This is a genomic window from Paraburkholderia sp., assembly GCF_026225065.1.
Taxonomy (GTDB): domain Bacteria; phylum Pseudomonadota; class Gammaproteobacteria; order Burkholderiales; family Burkholderiaceae; genus Paraburkholderia.
In genome coordinates, this window is record NZ_JAMFSB010000156.1 from 39,531 (window position 1) to 54,892 (window position 15,362).

Consider the following 15,362-nt stretch of genomic DNA (forward strand, 5'->3'; position numbering starts at 1 on the left):
CTCCTCAGCGGCGTGACAGCAATAACGAACGATCGTTCTATTTTAATCCCGAAAAAACCCGGGTGACAACCCCGGGTTCCGATTCGCGACTCTAATTCATTGTTTGCCGTCGGTAAGGCTACCGCGGTATCTGGCGGTAGGCCTTACCAGGAGGCGATCACCGCGCCACCGTACTTCGTGTCGATGTACTGCTTCACTTCCGGTGAATGGTACGCCGCGATCAGCTTCGCGACCCAAGGCTTGTTCCGGTCGGCTTCGCGGATCGCGATGACGTTCACGTACGGCCCCTTGGGATCTTCGATCGCGATCGCGTCCTGTTTCGGCTTCAGCCCCGCTTGCATCGCGTAGTTGGTGTTGATCGCCGCCGCATCCACATCGCCGAGCGAGCGCGGAATCTGTGCCGCGTCGAGTTCGACGATCTTCAGTTTCCTCGGGTTATCGACGATGTCCAGTGGCGTAGCCTTCAGGCCGGCGTCGGCGCGCAGCTTCAGCAGTCCTTGCTTCTGCAACAGCAGCAGCGCGCGGCCTCCGTTGGTTGGATCGTTCGGCACGGCGATCTTCGCGCCCGGCTGCAATTCCGCGAGCGACTTGATCTTCTTCGAATAGATACCCATCGGGAAGGTCACCGTGTCGGCGACGCGGATCAGCTTGTAGGCGCGATCCTTCACTTGCGCTTCGAGGTAAGGGTCATGCTGATAACTGTTGGCGTCCAGATCGCCGCTGGCGAGCGCCGCGTTCGGCTGCACGTAGTCCGCGAATTCGACGATCGTGATGTTCAGACCGTTCTTCGCGGCGACGCTCTTCACCACTTCCATCAACTCCGCGTGCGGGCCGCCCGTGACGCCGACCTTGATGATGTCGTCAGCGTAAGCCGCGGTAGTAGCGGCGAACAATGTTGCCGCGCCGAGAGCGGCCGCGACCTTCAGAATGAAACGACGTTGCATGACTGACCTTCTCCAATCCCTTCAAACGGGTTTCGCCAACCCTTGTTTTATTTATGGCTCAGGCGACGCACGAGCCAATCCCCGAAAGACTGTACCAACTGGACAAACACGATCAGGATCAGGACCACCGTCCACATCACGTCCGGCTCGTAGCGTTGATAACCGTAACGGATGCCTAGATCGCCAAGACCGCCGCCGCCGATCGCGCCGGCCATTGCCGAATAGCCGACCAGCGACACGAATGTGATCGTCAGACCGGCGACCACGCCCGGCCACGATTCCGGCAACAGCACCTTGAAGACGATCTGACTGGTGGTAGCGCCCATCGCCTGAGCGGCTTCGATCAGGCCGCGGTCCACCTCCCGCAGCGCCGTTTCGACCAGACGCGCGATAAACGGCGCGGCGGCGATCGTCAACGGCACGACGGCTGCGGCGGTACCGATCGATGAACCAACCACGATGCGCGTGAACGGAATCACAGCGACCAGCAGGATGATGAACGGCGTCGAACGCGCCGCATTGATGACGACACCCATCGAGCGATTCAGCGCGACGTTCTGCAACACGCCCTGACGGTCCGTCAGATACAGCAGCACACCGAGCGGCAAGCCCACCAAAGCGCCCACCAGTCCGGAGATGCCCACCATGATGAGCGTCTCCCAGAACGACTGGACGAACATACCCAACATATCACTCAACATACGACATCTCCTCCACCACCACACCCTGCTCGCGCAGATACGTCAACGCTTGCGCAACCTTCTCCGGTTCACCGCCCGCGAGCACCGCGAGCGAGCCGAATGCCTGCCCCTGGATCTCGTCGATCTGGCCATGCAGGATGTTGAAGTCGAGTTCGTAGCGGCGAATCGTTTCCGACAGGATCGGCTGATCGACGCCGGTGCCGGTGAAGGCGAGCCGCAGCAGATGGCCGCGGCCGGTCTTCAACCGCTCAGCGACGCGCGCCTTCAGTGCGGGCGGCAGTTCCTGGGCGATCACGTCGCCGATCAGCGCGCGCGTCACTTCGTGATGCGGCTGCAGGAAGACGTCGATGACCTTGCCGTGTTCGACGACCTTGCCCGCATCGAGCACCGCGACGCGGTCGCAGACCTGCTTGATCACATCCATCTGATGGGTGATCAGCACGATGGTCAGCCCGAGTTCGCGATTGATGCGCTTGAGCAGCTCGAGAATCGAGCGGGTGGTTTCCGGATCAAGCGCCGAGGTGGCCTCGTCGGACAGCAGCACCTTCGGCTTGCTCGCCAGCGCCCGGGCAATCCCCACGCGCTGTTTCTGGCCGCCGCTGATCTGTGCCGGATACCGGTCTTTCTGCGCAGTGAGGCCAACGAGTTCCAGAAGGGGAAGCACGTTCGCCTCGATCTCGTCGCGCTTCATGCCGGCGAGTTCGAGCGGCAGCGCAACGTTCTCGTACACGGTGCGCGATGAGAGCAGGTTGAAATGCTGGAAGATCATGCCGATCTCACGGCGCGCCTCGCGCAGTTGCGCGGCTGAGAGCGTGGTGAGATCGCGGCCGTTGACGACGATATTGCCTTCGGAGGGGCGCGTCAGCAGGTTGATGGTGCGCACAAGCGTGCTCTTGCCCGCGCCGCTGCGGCCGATGATGCCGAACACCTCGCCCGCCGGAATCGACAGGTTGACGTTGTGCAACGCCTCAACCCAGCCCCGGGTTCCAGCGAAGCGCTGGGAAATATTACGTATTTCGATCATGGAAAAACGAAACGGCGGAACTGCTCGTGAGCGTGGATGCGCTCCCGGCAAGCGGCCGCCGTGACTTTTATTTGGGATTTGAGCCGCGATTCTACCGCAGCGTCGACATTCTCTTTAATAATCAATTCCGATCTTTTCATAACTGGGAGGAATTAGAGGCGAGTCCCGCGCGCAGCGCTCGCGCACGTCACCGGCATACGGATATGATCGGGCGCATCAAAACCACAATGAACAATGACGGCGGATATGGAGACTACCCGGGACAACAATGCTCGTCCGGCGCCCGCAGGCGCGGCGGCCCACGCAGGCCGTGCGGCGGGTGTGGATGCCACGAAACGGGGCGCCGCCGCGTCGTCGATCGTCACGACCCGTGACGGAATCGAGTTGCCGCTGTACCGTTGGCCCGCCCTTGGCGTCCGGCGGGCGTCGGTCGCACTGGTTCACGGACTCGCGGAACATGCTGGGCGCTACGCGGCGCTCGCCGGAAGGCTGAACGCCGCCGGCATCGAACTGCTCGCCATCGATCTGCGCGGCCACGGCAGCGCGCCAGGCAAGCGCGCCCGCATCGAGCGCTTCGACGACTATCTGCTCGACGCCGAGGCCTTGCTCAACGTTGCCACACACGACGGCGCTCCGTTGTTTCTGATGGGCCACAGCATGGGCGGGGCAATTGCCGCGCTATACGCCATCGAGCGCCTGCCCGGCAGCGGTCAGCAGCTGGCAGGGCTCGTCCTGTCGAGCCCTGCACTCGCCCCAGGCCGCGACGTGCCGCGTTGGATGTTGACGATGAGTCAGATCATCAGCCGCGTCTGGCCGGGCTTTCCGGCCATGAAGATCGACGCGGCGCTGCTCTCGCGCGATCCGGCGGTTGTCGAGGCGAACCGCAACGATCCGTTCGTACATCACGGATCGATTCCCGCGCGAACCGGTGCCGAGATTCTGCTGGCAATGGCACGTATCGAACGCGGCCGCGCAGGTTTGCGTGTGCCCTTGCTGGTGTACCACGGCACCGCCGACAAGCTCACGGAACCCGACGGCAGCCGCGCCTTCGGCAAGCATGCGGGTTCGCCCGACAAGACACTCACGCTGCACGAAGCGAGTTATCACGAAACGATGAACGACCTCGACCGCGAGCGGGTGATCGGCGAGCTGATTGGGTGGATTGAAGCGCGATGCGGTTGAGCGGACTGGCGGGGCTTCAGATCTCCGCCAGCGCCTTCAAGTGCGCAACGACGCTGCGCCCAAGCGCCGACAGGTTGTAGCCCCCCTCCAGACAGCTCACGATCCGTCCATTCGCATAGCGGTTGGCGATCTCGCGAACCTGCTCGGTCAGCCACACGTAGTCAGCCTCGACGAGTCCCATATTGCCGAGATCGTCCTCGCGATGCGCATCGAAACCCGCCGACACGAACACCATCTCCGGCTTGAACGCATGCAGGCGCGGCAGCCACAGCATGTCCACTGCCTCGCGCACTTCCATGCCCTTCGAGCGGGCCGGCATCGGCACGTTGACCATGTTGGGCGCCTGATTGTCGGCACCGGTGTACGGATAGAACGGATGCTGGAAGAAGCTGCACATCAGCACCCGCGAATCGCCTGAAAAAGCGGCTTCGGTGCCATTGCCGTGGTGGACGTCGAAATCGATAATCGCGACCCGCCGCAGACCACGCACTTCCAGCGCGTGACGCGCCGCGATCGCAACGTTGTTGAAGAAACAGAAGCCCATCGCGCGGGCCGGCTCGGCATGGTGGCCGGGCGGGCGCACGCTGCAGAACGCGTTGTCGTAACGTCCCTCGATGACGGCATCGGTCGCGGCCACCGCAGCTCCGGCTGCACGCAGCGCGGCTTGCCAGGTGTGCGGATTCATCGACGTGTCCGGGTCGATCTCCGCGTAACCTGCGTCCGGTGAGCGACTGCGGACATAGTCGACGTGCGCCTGGGTATGCACGCGCAGAAGCGCGGCTTCATCGGCAAGCGGCGGCGACTCGCGTTCGATCAGCGCGTCGATGCGGCCTGCGATCAGTTGATCTTCGATTGCCTGCAGGCGCGCCGGACATTCCGGATGCCATGCGCCCATCTCGTGAAGCAGGCAGTCTGGGTGGGAATAAAAGGCTGTTGCCATGATTCTCTTCTGCGACGCGTCGCGCGAACACGAACCGCGTGTCTCCGTCCAAAGGCGCGCACGCGCGGCGCGCCCAACACCATCAAGTTACCACACCCTCTGCACCCCCCGCGTCGTAGCAACGGTTCTGCACAGTTCTGCAATGGGCCTCGGGTATACTGCCCCGTATCCTTCTGCCGCCCTCCGATTCCTCCGCACTGCGCTCCCAGTTCACTATGACCGTTAAGCTTGCTCTGTCCGCACGAAACCGGCTATGCACCCAGAACATGGCCGCCGCACTCTCCGTTGCATGGTGCGTGTTCGCGGCAGCCAGTCCGGCCGAGGCACAGACGAGCGTCACCAGACCCCCGTTGCTCGTCGCGCAAAGTCAGCCCCAGCAGGCGGTGCCACAAGGGCAGACCTTCGAAGAAGAGATCATCCCGCAGCGCTATGCAAACAACCCGGATGTCGACGGCTTTATCAACGACATGGTGGCGCGCTACGACTTCGATCCCGCCGCGCTGCATGCGCTGTTTGCCGGTGTCAGCTACTCCGCGACCGCGGTCAAACTCGTCACACCGTCGCCGTCAACCGCGCCGTCTGTGAAGAACTGGCGAGCCTATCAGGCGCGCTTCCTCGATCCGATCCGCATCAATGCGGGCGTGCGCTTCTGGCGTAACAACCAGGCCACACTGCAGCGTGCTTATGAGCAATTTGGCGTACCGCCGGAAGTGATTGTCGGCATTCTCGGCGTGGAAACCATCTACGGGCGCTTCATGGGCAACTTCCGCGTGCTCGACGCGCTGACGACCCTCGCCTTCGACTACCCGAACACTCCGAATCGCGCCGATCGCGAGCAGACCTTCCGCAAGAATCTCGAAGACTATCTGGTCTGGACTCGCGATTCGCAAATCGATCCGACCTCGGTGCTCGGCTCGTACACCGGGGCCATCGGCATTCCGCAATTTCTGCCGAGCAGCATCGTGCAGTATGCAATCTCGTATGACGGCAACAAGCAGATCGATTTGCGCAACAGCCAGGCCGACGCGATCGGCAGTGTGGCGAATTATCTGAAACAGAACGGTTGGGAAAACGGTCGACCGGTGGTGTGGAACATCGGCTCGGACGCTGGCAGCCAGGGTATCGCGCAGGCTGGCGCGGATGGTCAGCCCGAACCGCATTGGCCGCTCGGGCAATTGCTGCACGCCGGCATGCTGCTCGATCAGCCGGGCCTCGATATGAACGCCGAGGCCGCCACGCCGGTGACGATCATCGATTTACCCACGCCCGGAATGCCTACCGAATACAAGCTGGGGTTGAAGAATTTCTACGTGCTGACGCGTTATAACCGCAGCTTCTTTTATGCGCTGTCGGTGTATCAGCTCGGCGAGAGAATCAAGGCGCAACTGGAGGCGTCGGGCGATCTGGATAACAACGGCGCGCCTGGGTCGGCGCCGCCGGGGTTGGTGCCGCAAGGTTCGATTGCGCCAGGGGCGCTGCCGCAGGGTGCGATGCCGCCAAACTCGATACCCCGGAATTCGATGCCGGCGGGTTCGATGGCGCCCTCGTCCGTGCCTGCGCAGATGGCTGTGCCACCCTCGGCCAGCCCAATGCCTCCACCGATGGGTATGCCGGCTCCAGCGCCCGCACCGGACTCATCGGACTCGCAATAAGCGCTCCCAGCCGGACCCACCGTGTTCGGAGCGTACTGCCCGAACCAACAAAAAGCGCCGGTCATAGCCGGCGCTTTTGTTTGGCGAAGCATCAGGCGTATCCACCGCGCCTAACTAAACCCGATCACGCCGGGAACACCCCCGTCGACAGATACCGGTCGCCGCGATCACACACCACGAACACGATAGTCGCGTTCTCAACCTGCCGCGCAATCCGCAACGCCACCTCGCATGCGCCCGCCGAGGAAATGCCGCAGAAAATCCCTTCGACAGCCGCCATCTTGCGCGCCATCGCTTCCGACGCCGACTGGCTCACGTTCTCGACGCGATCCACACGGCTACGGTCGAAAATCTTCGGCAGATACGCTTCCGGCCACTTGCGGATGCCTGGAATACGCGAGCCTTCTTCCGGCTGCGCACCGATAATCTCGATCGCCTGGTTCTGTTCCTTCAGATACTGCGACACGCCCATAATCGTACCGGTAGTGCCCATGGCCGAGACGAAGTGCGTAATACGCCCTTCGGTCTCCTGCCAGATTTCCGGACCGGTCGATTCGTAGTGCGAGATCGGATTATCCGGATTCGCAAACTGGTCGAGGATGATGCCCTTGCCTTCGCGCTGCATCTGCTCGGCGAGATCGCGTGCGTATTCCATGCCGCCCGTGACCGGCGTAAGCACGATCTGCGCGCCGTAAGCCGCCATGCTTTGGCGACGCTCGACGGACAGGTCTTCCGGCATGATCAGCACCATCTTGTAGCCACGAACGGCCGCCGCCATGGCCAGCGCGATGCCCGTGTTGCCGCTGGTGGCCTCGATCAGCGTGTCGCCCGGTTTGATGCGGCCGCGCGCTTCCGCCTTCTTGATCATCGACAATGCCGGGCGGTCCTTCACCGAGCCCGCCGGGTTGTTGCCCTCGAGCTTGCCGAGGATCACGTTATCGCGGCTGCGGATCTCGTCGTCAGGCAGGCGGACAAGCTGGACGAGCGGCGTATTGCCGATCGTGTCTTCAATCGTTTTGTAAGCCATATGGGCTGCGGCTGTCGCTGCGCGGAGTATTGAATCCAACGATTCTAAACCACCGTACGTCCGCCTGCCGTGCGGCCCTTGTAACGGCATGGATGCATCGGCGGAAAGGCATGCCGATATAACGTATATGTATAAACGGAGCACAACGCAAAAAGCCCGCGGCCGAGTACCGCGGGAGCCAGTCATCGGAGTGACAGCTAAGGGAGTGTTGTATGCCGACTCCACTCCAACCTGAAGGAACGCTAACGATACGGCGGCACGAGCGTAACCAAGCGCCGCCGCATGCGTCTATTTCTTCACCACCACTGCCGCGTTACCTTTCTGCGCGCCAGCCGCCGTAGCCGGCTGAGACACTGCGGTCGCAGCGGTCGCGGCGTTGCCCTGCGCAGGCGCCGCAGCCTGTACCCCAGCAGCAGCACCAGCCGGACCGACAGCGAGACCTTCAGCCTGCAGGCGCTCGACGGTATGCCCGCCCATGCCCTTGACACGCTTGCTGAGATCCGTGGGATCCTTGAACGGCCCGTGCGCGTCACGCTCTTCGAGAATGGCTTTCGCCTTGGCGGGACCAATCCCCTTGATGCCACGCAGCCCAGCCTCGTTGGCCGTATTGATGTCGACCGACGCGTAGGCGTGACCGAATGCGGCGAGCATTGCCGCCGTAACCATGATTTTTCGCAACATATGGAATCTCCCTCTTACAACCTGGCCGGTGACGATCACCGGCCAGGAGATTCCAGTTTAGAGAGGTCTGCGAATGATTTATAGCTGGCCGAATAGCCAACGTACGTAACGGTCGACACCGTCCTGCACGCTCAGGAACGGCGCATCGTAGCCCGCTGTTCGCAGCTTCGTGAGATCGGCCTGCGTGAAGCACTGGTATTTGCCGCGCAGCGCATCGGGAAACGGAATGTACTCGATCAAGCCGCGCTGCACCTGCTCGGCAAGCGAGAGCGGCGGTTCGTTGTTGAGCGCGCGCAACGTGTTGACGACGGTCGTCGCAATATCGTTGAACGGCTGCGCACGGCCGCTGCCGAGATTGAAGATACCCGACTTCTCCGGATGGTCGAAGAAGTGCAGATTGACCTTCGTCACGTCTTCAACCGAAACGAAATCGCGCGTCTGTTCGCCGGCCGCATAGCCGTTGTATTCGCCGAACAGCTTGACCTTGCCCTCGGCGCGGAACTGGTTGAAGTTATGGAATGCAACCGACGCCATCCGCGCCTTGTGGGTTTCGCGCTGGCCGTACACGTTGAAGTAGCGAAAGCCGGCAATCTGGCTTTTCGCAGTGGGCAGCACGCGGCGAATCACCTGATCGAACAGGAACTTCGAATAGCCGTAGACGTTGAGCGGCTGCTCCACTTCGCGCTCTTCCACGAAGCGGCTCGAGCCGCCATACGTCGCCGCGGACGATGCGTACAGAAACTGCACGCCCTGCGCGAGACACGCGTCGAGTACCGCGCGGCTGTAGCGGAAGTTGTTGTCCATCATGTAGCGGCCGTCGGTTTCCATCGTGTCCGAACAGGCACCTTCGTGGAATATCGCGCGCACCTTGCCGAAATCGCCGCGCGCAAAGCGTTCGACGAACTCGGTCTTGTCGAGATAGTCGTCGATCTCGCAATCGACCAGGTTCTTGAACTTGTCAGCGCGCGTGAGATTGTCGACGGCGATGATGCGTTGTTCGCCGCGCTCGTTGAGCGCTTTGACGATATTGCTGCCGATAAAGCCGGCCGCGCCGGTGACGATAAGGGTCATGGTCGTCCTGCGGAATTGAGCTTTACATAGGGTTGAAGTGAGCGCTGAAGCGCCAACTCCAACCGACAGTTTCAATGACACCCGGCGCTCGCGCCGCAAACGGGCGCGAGGCGGCGTGCGGTATTAGAGAAAGAGTTCGTCGTAGTCGACGGTGGCGGTACCCAGCTTGCCGACCACGATGCCGGCCGCGCGGTTAGCAAGCGCAACAGCATCGACGAGCGACAGGCCCGCGCCGAGCATCACGGCCAGCGTGGCGATCACGGTGTCGCCCGCACCCGAGACATCATACACTTCACGCGCAACGGCCGAGGCGTGCAGGATGCCGTCGTCAGAGAAGAGCGTCATGCCCTCTTCCGAGCGCGTCAGCAGCAACGCCTTGAATTCGAGCTCGGTGCGCAGCTTCGTCACCCGAGCGATCAGATCGTCTTCCGATTTCCATTGCCCGACTACCTCGCGCAACTCCGCGCGATTCGGCGTGATCAAGGTAGCGCCGCGGTAGCGCTCCCAATCGTCACCCTTCGGGTCGACCAGCACCGGCTTGCCGGCCGCGTGCGCCTTCGCGATCATCTTCGTGACGTGTGTCAGACCACCTTTGGCGTAGTCCGACATCAGGATCACGTCATGGGAGGACAGCAGTTCGTCGAAGCGCGCCAGGCTCGCGAGCAGCACTTCATGGGCGGGCGTGTTCTCGAAGTCGACCCGCAGCAACTGCTGTTGACGCGACAGGACGCGCAGCTTTATGGTGGTCAGCAGAGCGGGATCGCGCTCGAGATGCGGCACCACGCCGCTGTCACCGAGCAACTGAATGATGCGCTCGCCAGGCTCGTCATGACCGACCACGCACAGCAATCCCGCCTGCGCGCCAAGGGCGACAGCATTGCGCGCCACGTTGGCCGCGCCGCCGAGGCGATCTTCCTGCCTCTGCACATGCACGACCGGCACCGGCGCCTCGGGCGAAATACGATTGACGTCGCCAAACCAGTAACGGTCGAGCATGACGTCACCGACCACCAGAACACGTGCACCGCCAAGCCGCTCGCGTGGTACGGCGATCGGAGCGGAAGCGGACACGGTGGTTTCGTTGACAGACTCAGACATCGGCTGGGAGTTCGGATGGGTGGGCATAAGGACGTCCAATCGAGTGGTAATCGATGCCCAGTTCGGTCATCGCTTCCGGTTCGTAAAGGTTACGGCCGTCGAAAATGAGCGGCGTCTTCAGCACCGATTTCAGGTGCAGGAAGTCCGGGCTCTTGAACTCTTTCCATTCTGTGACGATCACCAGCGCGTCTGCGCCTGTGAGCGTTTCGTTCTGGGTGCTCGTGAAGTGCAGACGGGCCAGTTGTTCTGGCGCGTCGTGCAGATCGATCGCGAACACCCGGCGCGCTTCGTTGAGCGCAACAGGATCGTATGCGCGGACGTTGGCGCCGCGTGTCAGAAGCTCGGCGATGATGCGCCGGCTCGGCGCTTCACGCATGTCGTCGGTGTTCGGCTTGAAGGCGAGACCCCACACGGCAAAGGTGCGGCCGCTCAGGTCGTCGCCAAGCGTGCTGGTGATCTTGCGCACGAGCACTTCTTTCTGCTCGTTGTTCACCGCTTCGACGGCTTCGAGAATGCGCAGATTGTGACCGCTTTCGCTGGCCGTGCGCACCAGCGCCTGCACGTCCTTCGGGAAGCATGAGCCGCCGTAGCCGCATCCGGCATACAGGAAGTGATAGCCGATGCGCGGGTCCGAGCCGATGCCACGGCGCACCGCTTCGATGTCCGCGCCAACGCGGTCAGCCAGGTTCGCCATCTCGTTCATGAACGAGATGCGCGTGGCAAGCATCGCATTGGCCGCGTACTTCGTGAATTCCGCCGAGCGCACATCCATGTAGAGCGTGCGTTCGTGATTGCGGTTGAACGGCGCATACAGGCGCTTCATGAGTTCGCGGGCACGTTGACCGGCTTCGTCTTCGTCGTGGCCAAGCACGATACGGTCCGGACGCATGAAGTCATCGACTGCAGCACCCTCCTTGAGGAATTCCGGATTCGAGACGACCGAGAAGCGATGCTGGTCGCTGCCGGCCAAACCGCGCTTCGCCAGTTCCTCTTGCACGACCGCGCACACGCGCTGCGCGGTGCCGACCGGAACCGTCGACTTGTCGACGATCACCTTGAAGCCGTTCATGGTGCGACCGATATTGCGCGCCGCTTCGAGGACGTACTGCAGGTCGGCCGAGCCATCTTCATCGGGCGGCGTACCGACCGCGATGAACTGCACGTCGCCGTGCGCCACGCTCGCCTCGACGTCCGTCGAAAACGTGATGCGCCGCGCGGCCCGGGTACGGGCGATGATTTCCTGCAAACCCGGTTCGTGGATGGGGACGCCACCGTTGTTGAGGATTTCGATCTTGCGCGGATCGACGTCCAGACAGAAAACGTCGTGGCCGATTTCGGCAAGACACGCGCCAGTGACAAGCCCGACATAGCCCGTGCCGATGATGGTGATTTTCATACGCGTTCCGGTTATGGGTTCCGGTTATGTTGCCGGTGATGGTTTCCGGGTCAGCTCGACGCCGTGATCGGTTCGACCCGGCGCGGCGCATAGGTTTCCCACCCGCTGCAACCCGGACACTGCCAGTAGAAAAGGCGTGCCCGGAAACCGCAATTCTGGCACGTATACCGTGGCAGATTTTTGGTACGCTGCCTGATCAGCGTGCGCATCAGTTCGAGCTCACTGCGCCGCGGTTCTTCCGCCGTGGCCTGCTGGGCTTCAAGCAGGCGAGTCATGCCGGCCAGATTGGGCGACTTCTGCATCTGCGACCGCGCGAGCGTATGCGCTGCATCCTGGCCGCGCAGGGCCGCGACGTACTGGTAGGCGACGTCGAGCAGATCGTTCGTGGGGTAGCGGTCGACCCAGGTCGTCAGCAGATCCGCCCCGTCCTCCGGGCGGCCGAGCGCCTCATAAGCCTTCATCAGCTTCTCGGCGACGAGCGGCAAATACGAAGAATTTTGCTCCTCGACCTTGCGCCATTGCGCGATCGCCGCTTCCTGCACGCCACCTGCCATATCCACATCACCAAACAGAATAGTGGCGCGGACGCTGTGCGGGTTGGCCTTCAAGGCCAGATGCAACTGGCGGCGCGACTCGTCGGGCTTCTTTTGCTGCAACGCTTCCTGGGCCAGTTCGCAGTGGAACTGGCCGATTTCCTTGTCCAGCGATTCGGCGCCCATCGTTTCGAGGTGGCGCGCCGTGTCGATCGACTTGTTCCAGTCCTTCTCGATTTCGTAGATGGTGAGCAGCGCACGCTGGGCGCCCAGCGCGTAATCACCGGTTTCAAGCGAGCGGAACGTCTCTTCAGCGCGATCGAGCAGGCCTGCCTTCAGGAAGTCCTGGCCCAGTTCGTAGAGCGCGTGGTCGCGCTCGGTGACAGGCAGGTCGGCGCGGCTCAGCAGATTTTGATGCACGCGAATCGCACGATCCGTCTCGCCGCGGCGGCGAAAAAGGTTACCGAGCGCGAAATGCAGTTCGATGGTTTCCGGGTCGAGCTTGACGACCTCGATGAACGCATCGATGGCCTGGTCCGGCTGCTCGTTAAGGAGAAAATTGAGGCCGCGGAAATACGAACGCGGCAGGTTAGCGCTCTCGGACAGCAACGTCTTGAGGTCGTAACGCGCGGCCATCCAGCCGAACGCGAAAGCGACGGGTATGACAAGCAGCCACCAGAAGTCTAGATCCATGCGATTGGTCGAGAGTACAGAAACAAAAGCCGCGCCTTAGGCGCACGGCATGGGAGAGCCTAGATCAGCGGCGGCAGCGGCGGGGTTTCGACCACCACCGGGGCCTCGCGCGCCACACGCAACTCGCGCTTGAGACGGCCGTTTTCGAGCCGCAACCGGACCAACGCCGGTACCGCCGACACCAGCCCCGCCAGCAAGCCCACCACGAAGAAAGCAAGGCCGATCAGGATCAGCGGAGCGGACCACGCGTAGCCGGCCAGGAAATTCAGCGTAGCGGTTTGCGTGTTGGAGAGCGCGAGCACCAGCAGGAGCACGAACACCAGAACGCGGATCAGCCAGACGATAAATTTCATGAATATGGTCTCTTGACGGCAGTTGCGGGTCGGACGCCGGCTGGATGACGCGCGTCGCGCCACGATCCTGCCCGCGCCGAAGTGACCCGTATTGTAATTGAAGGCTCTGCGAGTGGGCAGTAACAAGCGTTTCGCATGCGCTTACTTGTGGTTTAGCGCGGGAATGGAGGACATGGAGGTTGTCCCACATCAAAACGCGGGCGAAAAAAAAGCGCCTGAAGGCGCTTTTTTGGTCTTTTGCCGTCTGGCGTTGGCCGCTGACGCTATTTGCACCGCGCTGCTTACCGCGCAGCGCAGCCGCTTACAGATCGTCGTCCGGCTCATCGTCCTTCAACGGCTCGCCCGCGCGGCGGTCTACCCGCTCGCGCAATTCCTTGCCAGGCTTGAAGTGCGGCACGAACTTCTCAGGTACCAGCACCTTCTCGCCCGATTTCGGATTGCGCCCGACACGGGAGGGACGACGGTTGAGGCCGAAGCTGCCGAAGCCGCGAATTTCGATGCGATGGCCGTTGGCAAGCGCCTCCGACATCGCATCAAGCATCGTCTTCACCGCGAAATCCGCATCTTTAAGTACAAGCTGCGGAAATCGCGTAGCCAGCTGGGCGACCAATTCCGATTTGGTCATACTGCAGCAGACCTCTCAAGAAAACTCAAGGCTTACTGGTTCTGGCCGTCGAGCTTGGCCTTCAACAGCGCGCCGAGGTTCGTCGTGCCAGTCGCAGCCGCGTTCGAATCCGACGAAGCCAGGCCGCGGATCGCTTCCTGTTGCTCAGCCGAGTCCTTGGCCTTGATCGACAGGTTGATGCCACGCGACTTGCGATCGATGTTGATGATCATCGCGTTGACCTTGTCGCCTTCCTTTAGCACGTTGCGAGCATCTTCCACGCGGTCTTGGGCAATTTCCGAAGCACGCAGGTAGCCTTCGACTTCCGCCGACAGCGTAACCACTGCACCCTTCGCGTCTACCGTCTTGACCACGCCGTCGACGATCGAACCCTTGTCGTTCATTGCAACGAAGTTGCTGAACGGGTCGCCTTCGAGCTGCTTGATACCCAGCGAAATACGTTCCTTCTCGACGTCGATGCCGAGAACGATCGCTTCCACTTCGTCGCCCTTCTTGTACTTGCGAACGGCTTCTTCGCCGGTTTCGCTCCACGACAGGTCCGACAGGTGAACCAGACCGTCGATGCCGCCAGGCAGACCGATGAAGACGCCGAAGTCGGTAATCGACTTGATTGCGCCTTGCAGCTTGTCGCCCTTCTTGAAGTTGCGGCTGAAGTCATCCCACGGGTTCGGCTTGCATTGCTTCATGCCGAGGCTGATACGGCGGCGGTCTTCGTCGATTTCCAGAACCATGACTTCGACTTCGTCGCCCAGCTGAACAACCTTCGACGGTGCAACGTTCTTGTTCGTCCAGTCCATTTCCGACACGTGGACAAGGCCTTCGATGCCCGATTCCACTTCGACGAATGCGCCGTAGTCGGTGATGTTGGTGACCTTACCGAACAGGCGCGTGCCCGACGGGTAGCGGCGGGAAATGCCTTCCCACTGATCGTCGCCCAGTTGCTTGATGCCCAGCGAAACGCGGTTCTTCTCTTGATCGAACTTGAGGATCTTCGCGGTAACTTCCTGGCCAACCGACAGCACTTCGCTCGGGTGACGCACACGACGCCATGCGATGTCGGTGATGTGCAGCAGGCCGTCGATACCGCCGAGGTCCACGAATGCGCCGTAATCCGTGATGTTCTTCACCACGCCTTCCACGATCGCGCCTTCCTTCAGCGTTTCGAGCAGCTTTGCGCGCTCTTCGCCCTGGGTCGCTTCGATCACAGCACGGCGCGACAGCACGACGTTGTTACGCTTGCGGTCGAGCTTGATGACGCGGAATTCCAGTGTCTTGCCTTCGTACGGGGTCGTGTCCTTGACCGGACGCGTGTCAACCAGCGAACCCGGCAGGAACGCGCGGATGCCGTTGACCATGACGGTCATGCCGCCCTTGACCTTGCCCGTGATCGTGCCGGTCACGAGTTCGTTGTTGTCGAGCGCTTTTTCCAGCGACAGCCACGA

General features: G+C 61.9%; 15 protein-coding genes. 2 read left to right on the forward strand and 13 right to left on the reverse strand.

Features of this window, described 5'->3' with window-relative positions; translation table 11 throughout:
* Positions 1 to 143 precede the first annotated feature (143 nt).
* From M0954_RS12070 to M0954_RS12080, 3 genes are read right to left on the reverse strand one after another with little or no spacing between them, the layout of a single operon-like run.
* On the reverse strand, positions 144 to 944 hold the full coding sequence (locus tag M0954_RS12070; protein ID WP_122153787.1) for a MetQ/NlpA family ABC transporter substrate-binding protein: 801 nt from the start codon (positions 942 to 944) through the stop codon (positions 144 to 146).
* 47 nt (positions 945 to 991) lie between these two features.
* Positions 992 to 1,645: a methionine ABC transporter permease gene (locus M0954_RS12075; protein ID WP_297353408.1), complete on the reverse strand. Its 654-nt coding sequence runs from the start codon at positions 1,643 to 1,645 to the stop codon at positions 992 to 994.
* Positions 1,635 to 2,669, reverse strand: a complete 1,035-nt coding sequence (locus M0954_RS12080; RefSeq protein WP_133892218.1) for a methionine ABC transporter ATP-binding protein — start codon at positions 2,667 to 2,669, stop codon at positions 1,635 to 1,637. Before M0954_RS12080 ends, M0954_RS12075 begins: the two co-directional genes overlap by 11 nt.
* Before the next feature lie 234 nt (positions 2,670 to 2,903).
* Between M0954_RS12080 and M0954_RS12085 the strand changes: the two genes are divergently transcribed.
* On the forward strand, positions 2,904 to 3,851 hold the full coding sequence (locus M0954_RS12085; RefSeq protein ID WP_297353410.1) for an alpha/beta hydrolase: 948 nt from the start codon (positions 2,904 to 2,906) through the stop codon (positions 3,849 to 3,851).
* 16 nt (positions 3,852 to 3,867) lie between these two features.
* On the opposite strand, the gene M0954_RS12090 is transcribed toward M0954_RS12085, so the two are convergent.
* On the reverse strand, positions 3,868 to 4,791 hold the full coding sequence (locus tag M0954_RS12090) for a histone deacetylase family protein (protein ID WP_297353411.1): 924 nt from the start codon (positions 4,789 to 4,791) through the stop codon (positions 3,868 to 3,870).
* A 266-nt stretch (positions 4,792 to 5,057) separates the two neighbouring features.
* On the opposite strand from M0954_RS12090, the gene mltB reads away from it, so the two are divergent.
* Positions 5,058 to 6,443: a lytic murein transglycosylase B gene (mltB, locus tag M0954_RS12095; protein WP_297353413.1), complete on the forward strand. Its 1,386-nt coding sequence runs from the start codon at positions 5,058 to 5,060 to the stop codon at positions 6,441 to 6,443.
* A gap of 124 nt (positions 6,444 to 6,567) precedes the next feature.
* On the opposite strand, the gene cysM is transcribed toward mltB, so the two are convergent.
* From cysM to rpsA, 9 genes are all read right to left on the reverse strand, one after another.
* On the reverse strand, positions 6,568 to 7,470 hold the full coding sequence (gene cysM, locus M0954_RS12100) for a cysteine synthase CysM (protein WP_297353415.1): 903 nt from the start codon (positions 7,468 to 7,470) through the stop codon (positions 6,568 to 6,570).
* A 288-nt stretch (positions 7,471 to 7,758) separates the two neighbouring features.
* Positions 7,759 to 8,151: a helix-hairpin-helix domain-containing protein gene (locus tag M0954_RS12105; protein ID WP_122153781.1), complete on the reverse strand. Its 393-nt coding sequence runs from the start codon at positions 8,149 to 8,151 to the stop codon at positions 7,759 to 7,761.
* Positions 8,152 to 8,229: 78 nt separating this feature from the next.
* The gene (gene rfaD / locus M0954_RS12110; protein WP_297353417.1) at positions 8,230 to 9,222 is read right to left on the reverse strand and encodes an ADP-glyceromanno-heptose 6-epimerase; all 993 of its coding nucleotides are present in this window, start codon (positions 9,220 to 9,222) and stop codon (positions 8,230 to 8,232) included.
* A gap of 123 nt (positions 9,223 to 9,345) precedes the next feature.
* Positions 9,346 to 10,320 (reverse strand): D-glycero-beta-D-manno-heptose-7-phosphate kinase, encoded by a 975-nt coding sequence (rfaE1, locus tag M0954_RS12115; RefSeq protein WP_297353419.1) that lies wholly within the window; start codon positions 10,318 to 10,320, stop codon positions 9,346 to 9,348.
* Positions 10,313 to 11,716: a UDP-glucose/GDP-mannose dehydrogenase family protein gene (locus M0954_RS12120; protein WP_123385676.1), complete on the reverse strand. Its 1,404-nt coding sequence runs from the start codon at positions 11,714 to 11,716 to the stop codon at positions 10,313 to 10,315. Before M0954_RS12120 ends, rfaE1 begins: the two co-directional genes overlap by 8 nt.
* Before the next feature lie 50 nt (positions 11,717 to 11,766).
* On the reverse strand, positions 11,767 to 12,942 hold the full coding sequence (gene lapB, locus M0954_RS12125) for a lipopolysaccharide assembly protein LapB (RefSeq protein WP_122153777.1): 1,176 nt from the start codon (positions 12,940 to 12,942) through the stop codon (positions 11,767 to 11,769).
* 59 nt (positions 12,943 to 13,001) lie between these two features.
* Complete coding sequence (locus M0954_RS12130) at positions 13,002 to 13,295, reverse strand: lipopolysaccharide assembly protein LapA domain-containing protein (RefSeq protein ID WP_074263726.1); 294 nt, start codon at positions 13,293 to 13,295, stop codon at positions 13,002 to 13,004.
* A 301-nt stretch (positions 13,296 to 13,596) separates the two neighbouring features.
* Positions 13,597 to 13,920, reverse strand: a complete 324-nt coding sequence (locus M0954_RS12135) for an integration host factor subunit beta (RefSeq protein ID WP_122153776.1) — start codon at positions 13,918 to 13,920, stop codon at positions 13,597 to 13,599.
* 32 nt (positions 13,921 to 13,952) lie between these two features.
* A partial coding sequence (gene rpsA / locus M0954_RS12140) for a 30S ribosomal protein S1 (protein ID WP_297353421.1) occupies positions 13,953 to 15,362 on the reverse strand: 1,410 nt, incomplete at its 5' end.

Excerpts from the sequence above, each read along its gene's own strand:
- M0954_RS12070 (WP_122153787.1), bottom strand. The coding sequence starts at position 944 with ATGCAACGTCGTTTCATTCTGAAGGTCGCGGCCGCTCTCGGCGCGGCA.
- M0954_RS12075 (WP_297353408.1), bottom strand. The coding sequence starts at position 1,645 with ATGTTGAGTGATATGTTGGGTATGTTCGTCCAGTCGTTCTGGGAGACG.
- M0954_RS12080 (WP_133892218.1), bottom strand. The coding sequence starts at position 2,669 with ATGATCGAAATACGTAATATTTCCCAGCGCTTCGCTGGAACCCGGGGC.
- M0954_RS12085 (WP_297353410.1), top strand. The coding sequence starts at position 2,904 with ATGACGGCGGATATGGAGACTACCCGGGACAACAATGCTCGTCCGGCG.
- M0954_RS12090 (WP_297353411.1), bottom strand. The coding sequence starts at position 4,791 with ATGGCAACAGCCTTTTATTCCCACCCAGACTGCCTGCTTCACGAGATG.
- mltB (WP_297353413.1), top strand. The coding sequence starts at position 5,058 with ATGGCCGCCGCACTCTCCGTTGCATGGTGCGTGTTCGCGGCAGCCAGT.
- cysM (WP_297353415.1), bottom strand. The coding sequence starts at position 7,470 with ATGGCTTACAAAACGATTGAAGACACGATCGGCAATACGCCGCTCGTC.
- M0954_RS12105 (WP_122153781.1), bottom strand. The coding sequence starts at position 8,151 with ATGTTGCGAAAAATCATGGTTACGGCGGCAATGCTCGCCGCATTCGGT.
- rfaD (WP_297353417.1), bottom strand. The coding sequence starts at position 9,222 with ATGACCCTTATCGTCACCGGCGCGGCCGGCTTTATCGGCAGCAATATC.
- rfaE1 (WP_297353419.1), bottom strand. The coding sequence starts at position 10,320 with ATGTCTGAGTCTGTCAACGAAACCACCGTGTCCGCTTCCGCTCCGATC.
- M0954_RS12120 (WP_123385676.1), bottom strand. The coding sequence starts at position 11,716 with ATGAAAATCACCATCATCGGCACGGGCTATGTCGGGCTTGTCACTGGC.
- lapB (WP_122153777.1), bottom strand. The coding sequence starts at position 12,942 with ATGGATCTAGACTTCTGGTGGCTGCTTGTCATACCCGTCGCTTTCGCG.
- M0954_RS12130 (WP_074263726.1), bottom strand. The coding sequence starts at position 13,295 with ATGAAATTTATCGTCTGGCTGATCCGCGTTCTGGTGTTCGTGCTCCTG.
- M0954_RS12135 (WP_122153776.1), bottom strand. The coding sequence starts at position 13,920 with ATGACCAAATCGGAATTGGTCGCCCAGCTGGCTACGCGATTTCCGCAG.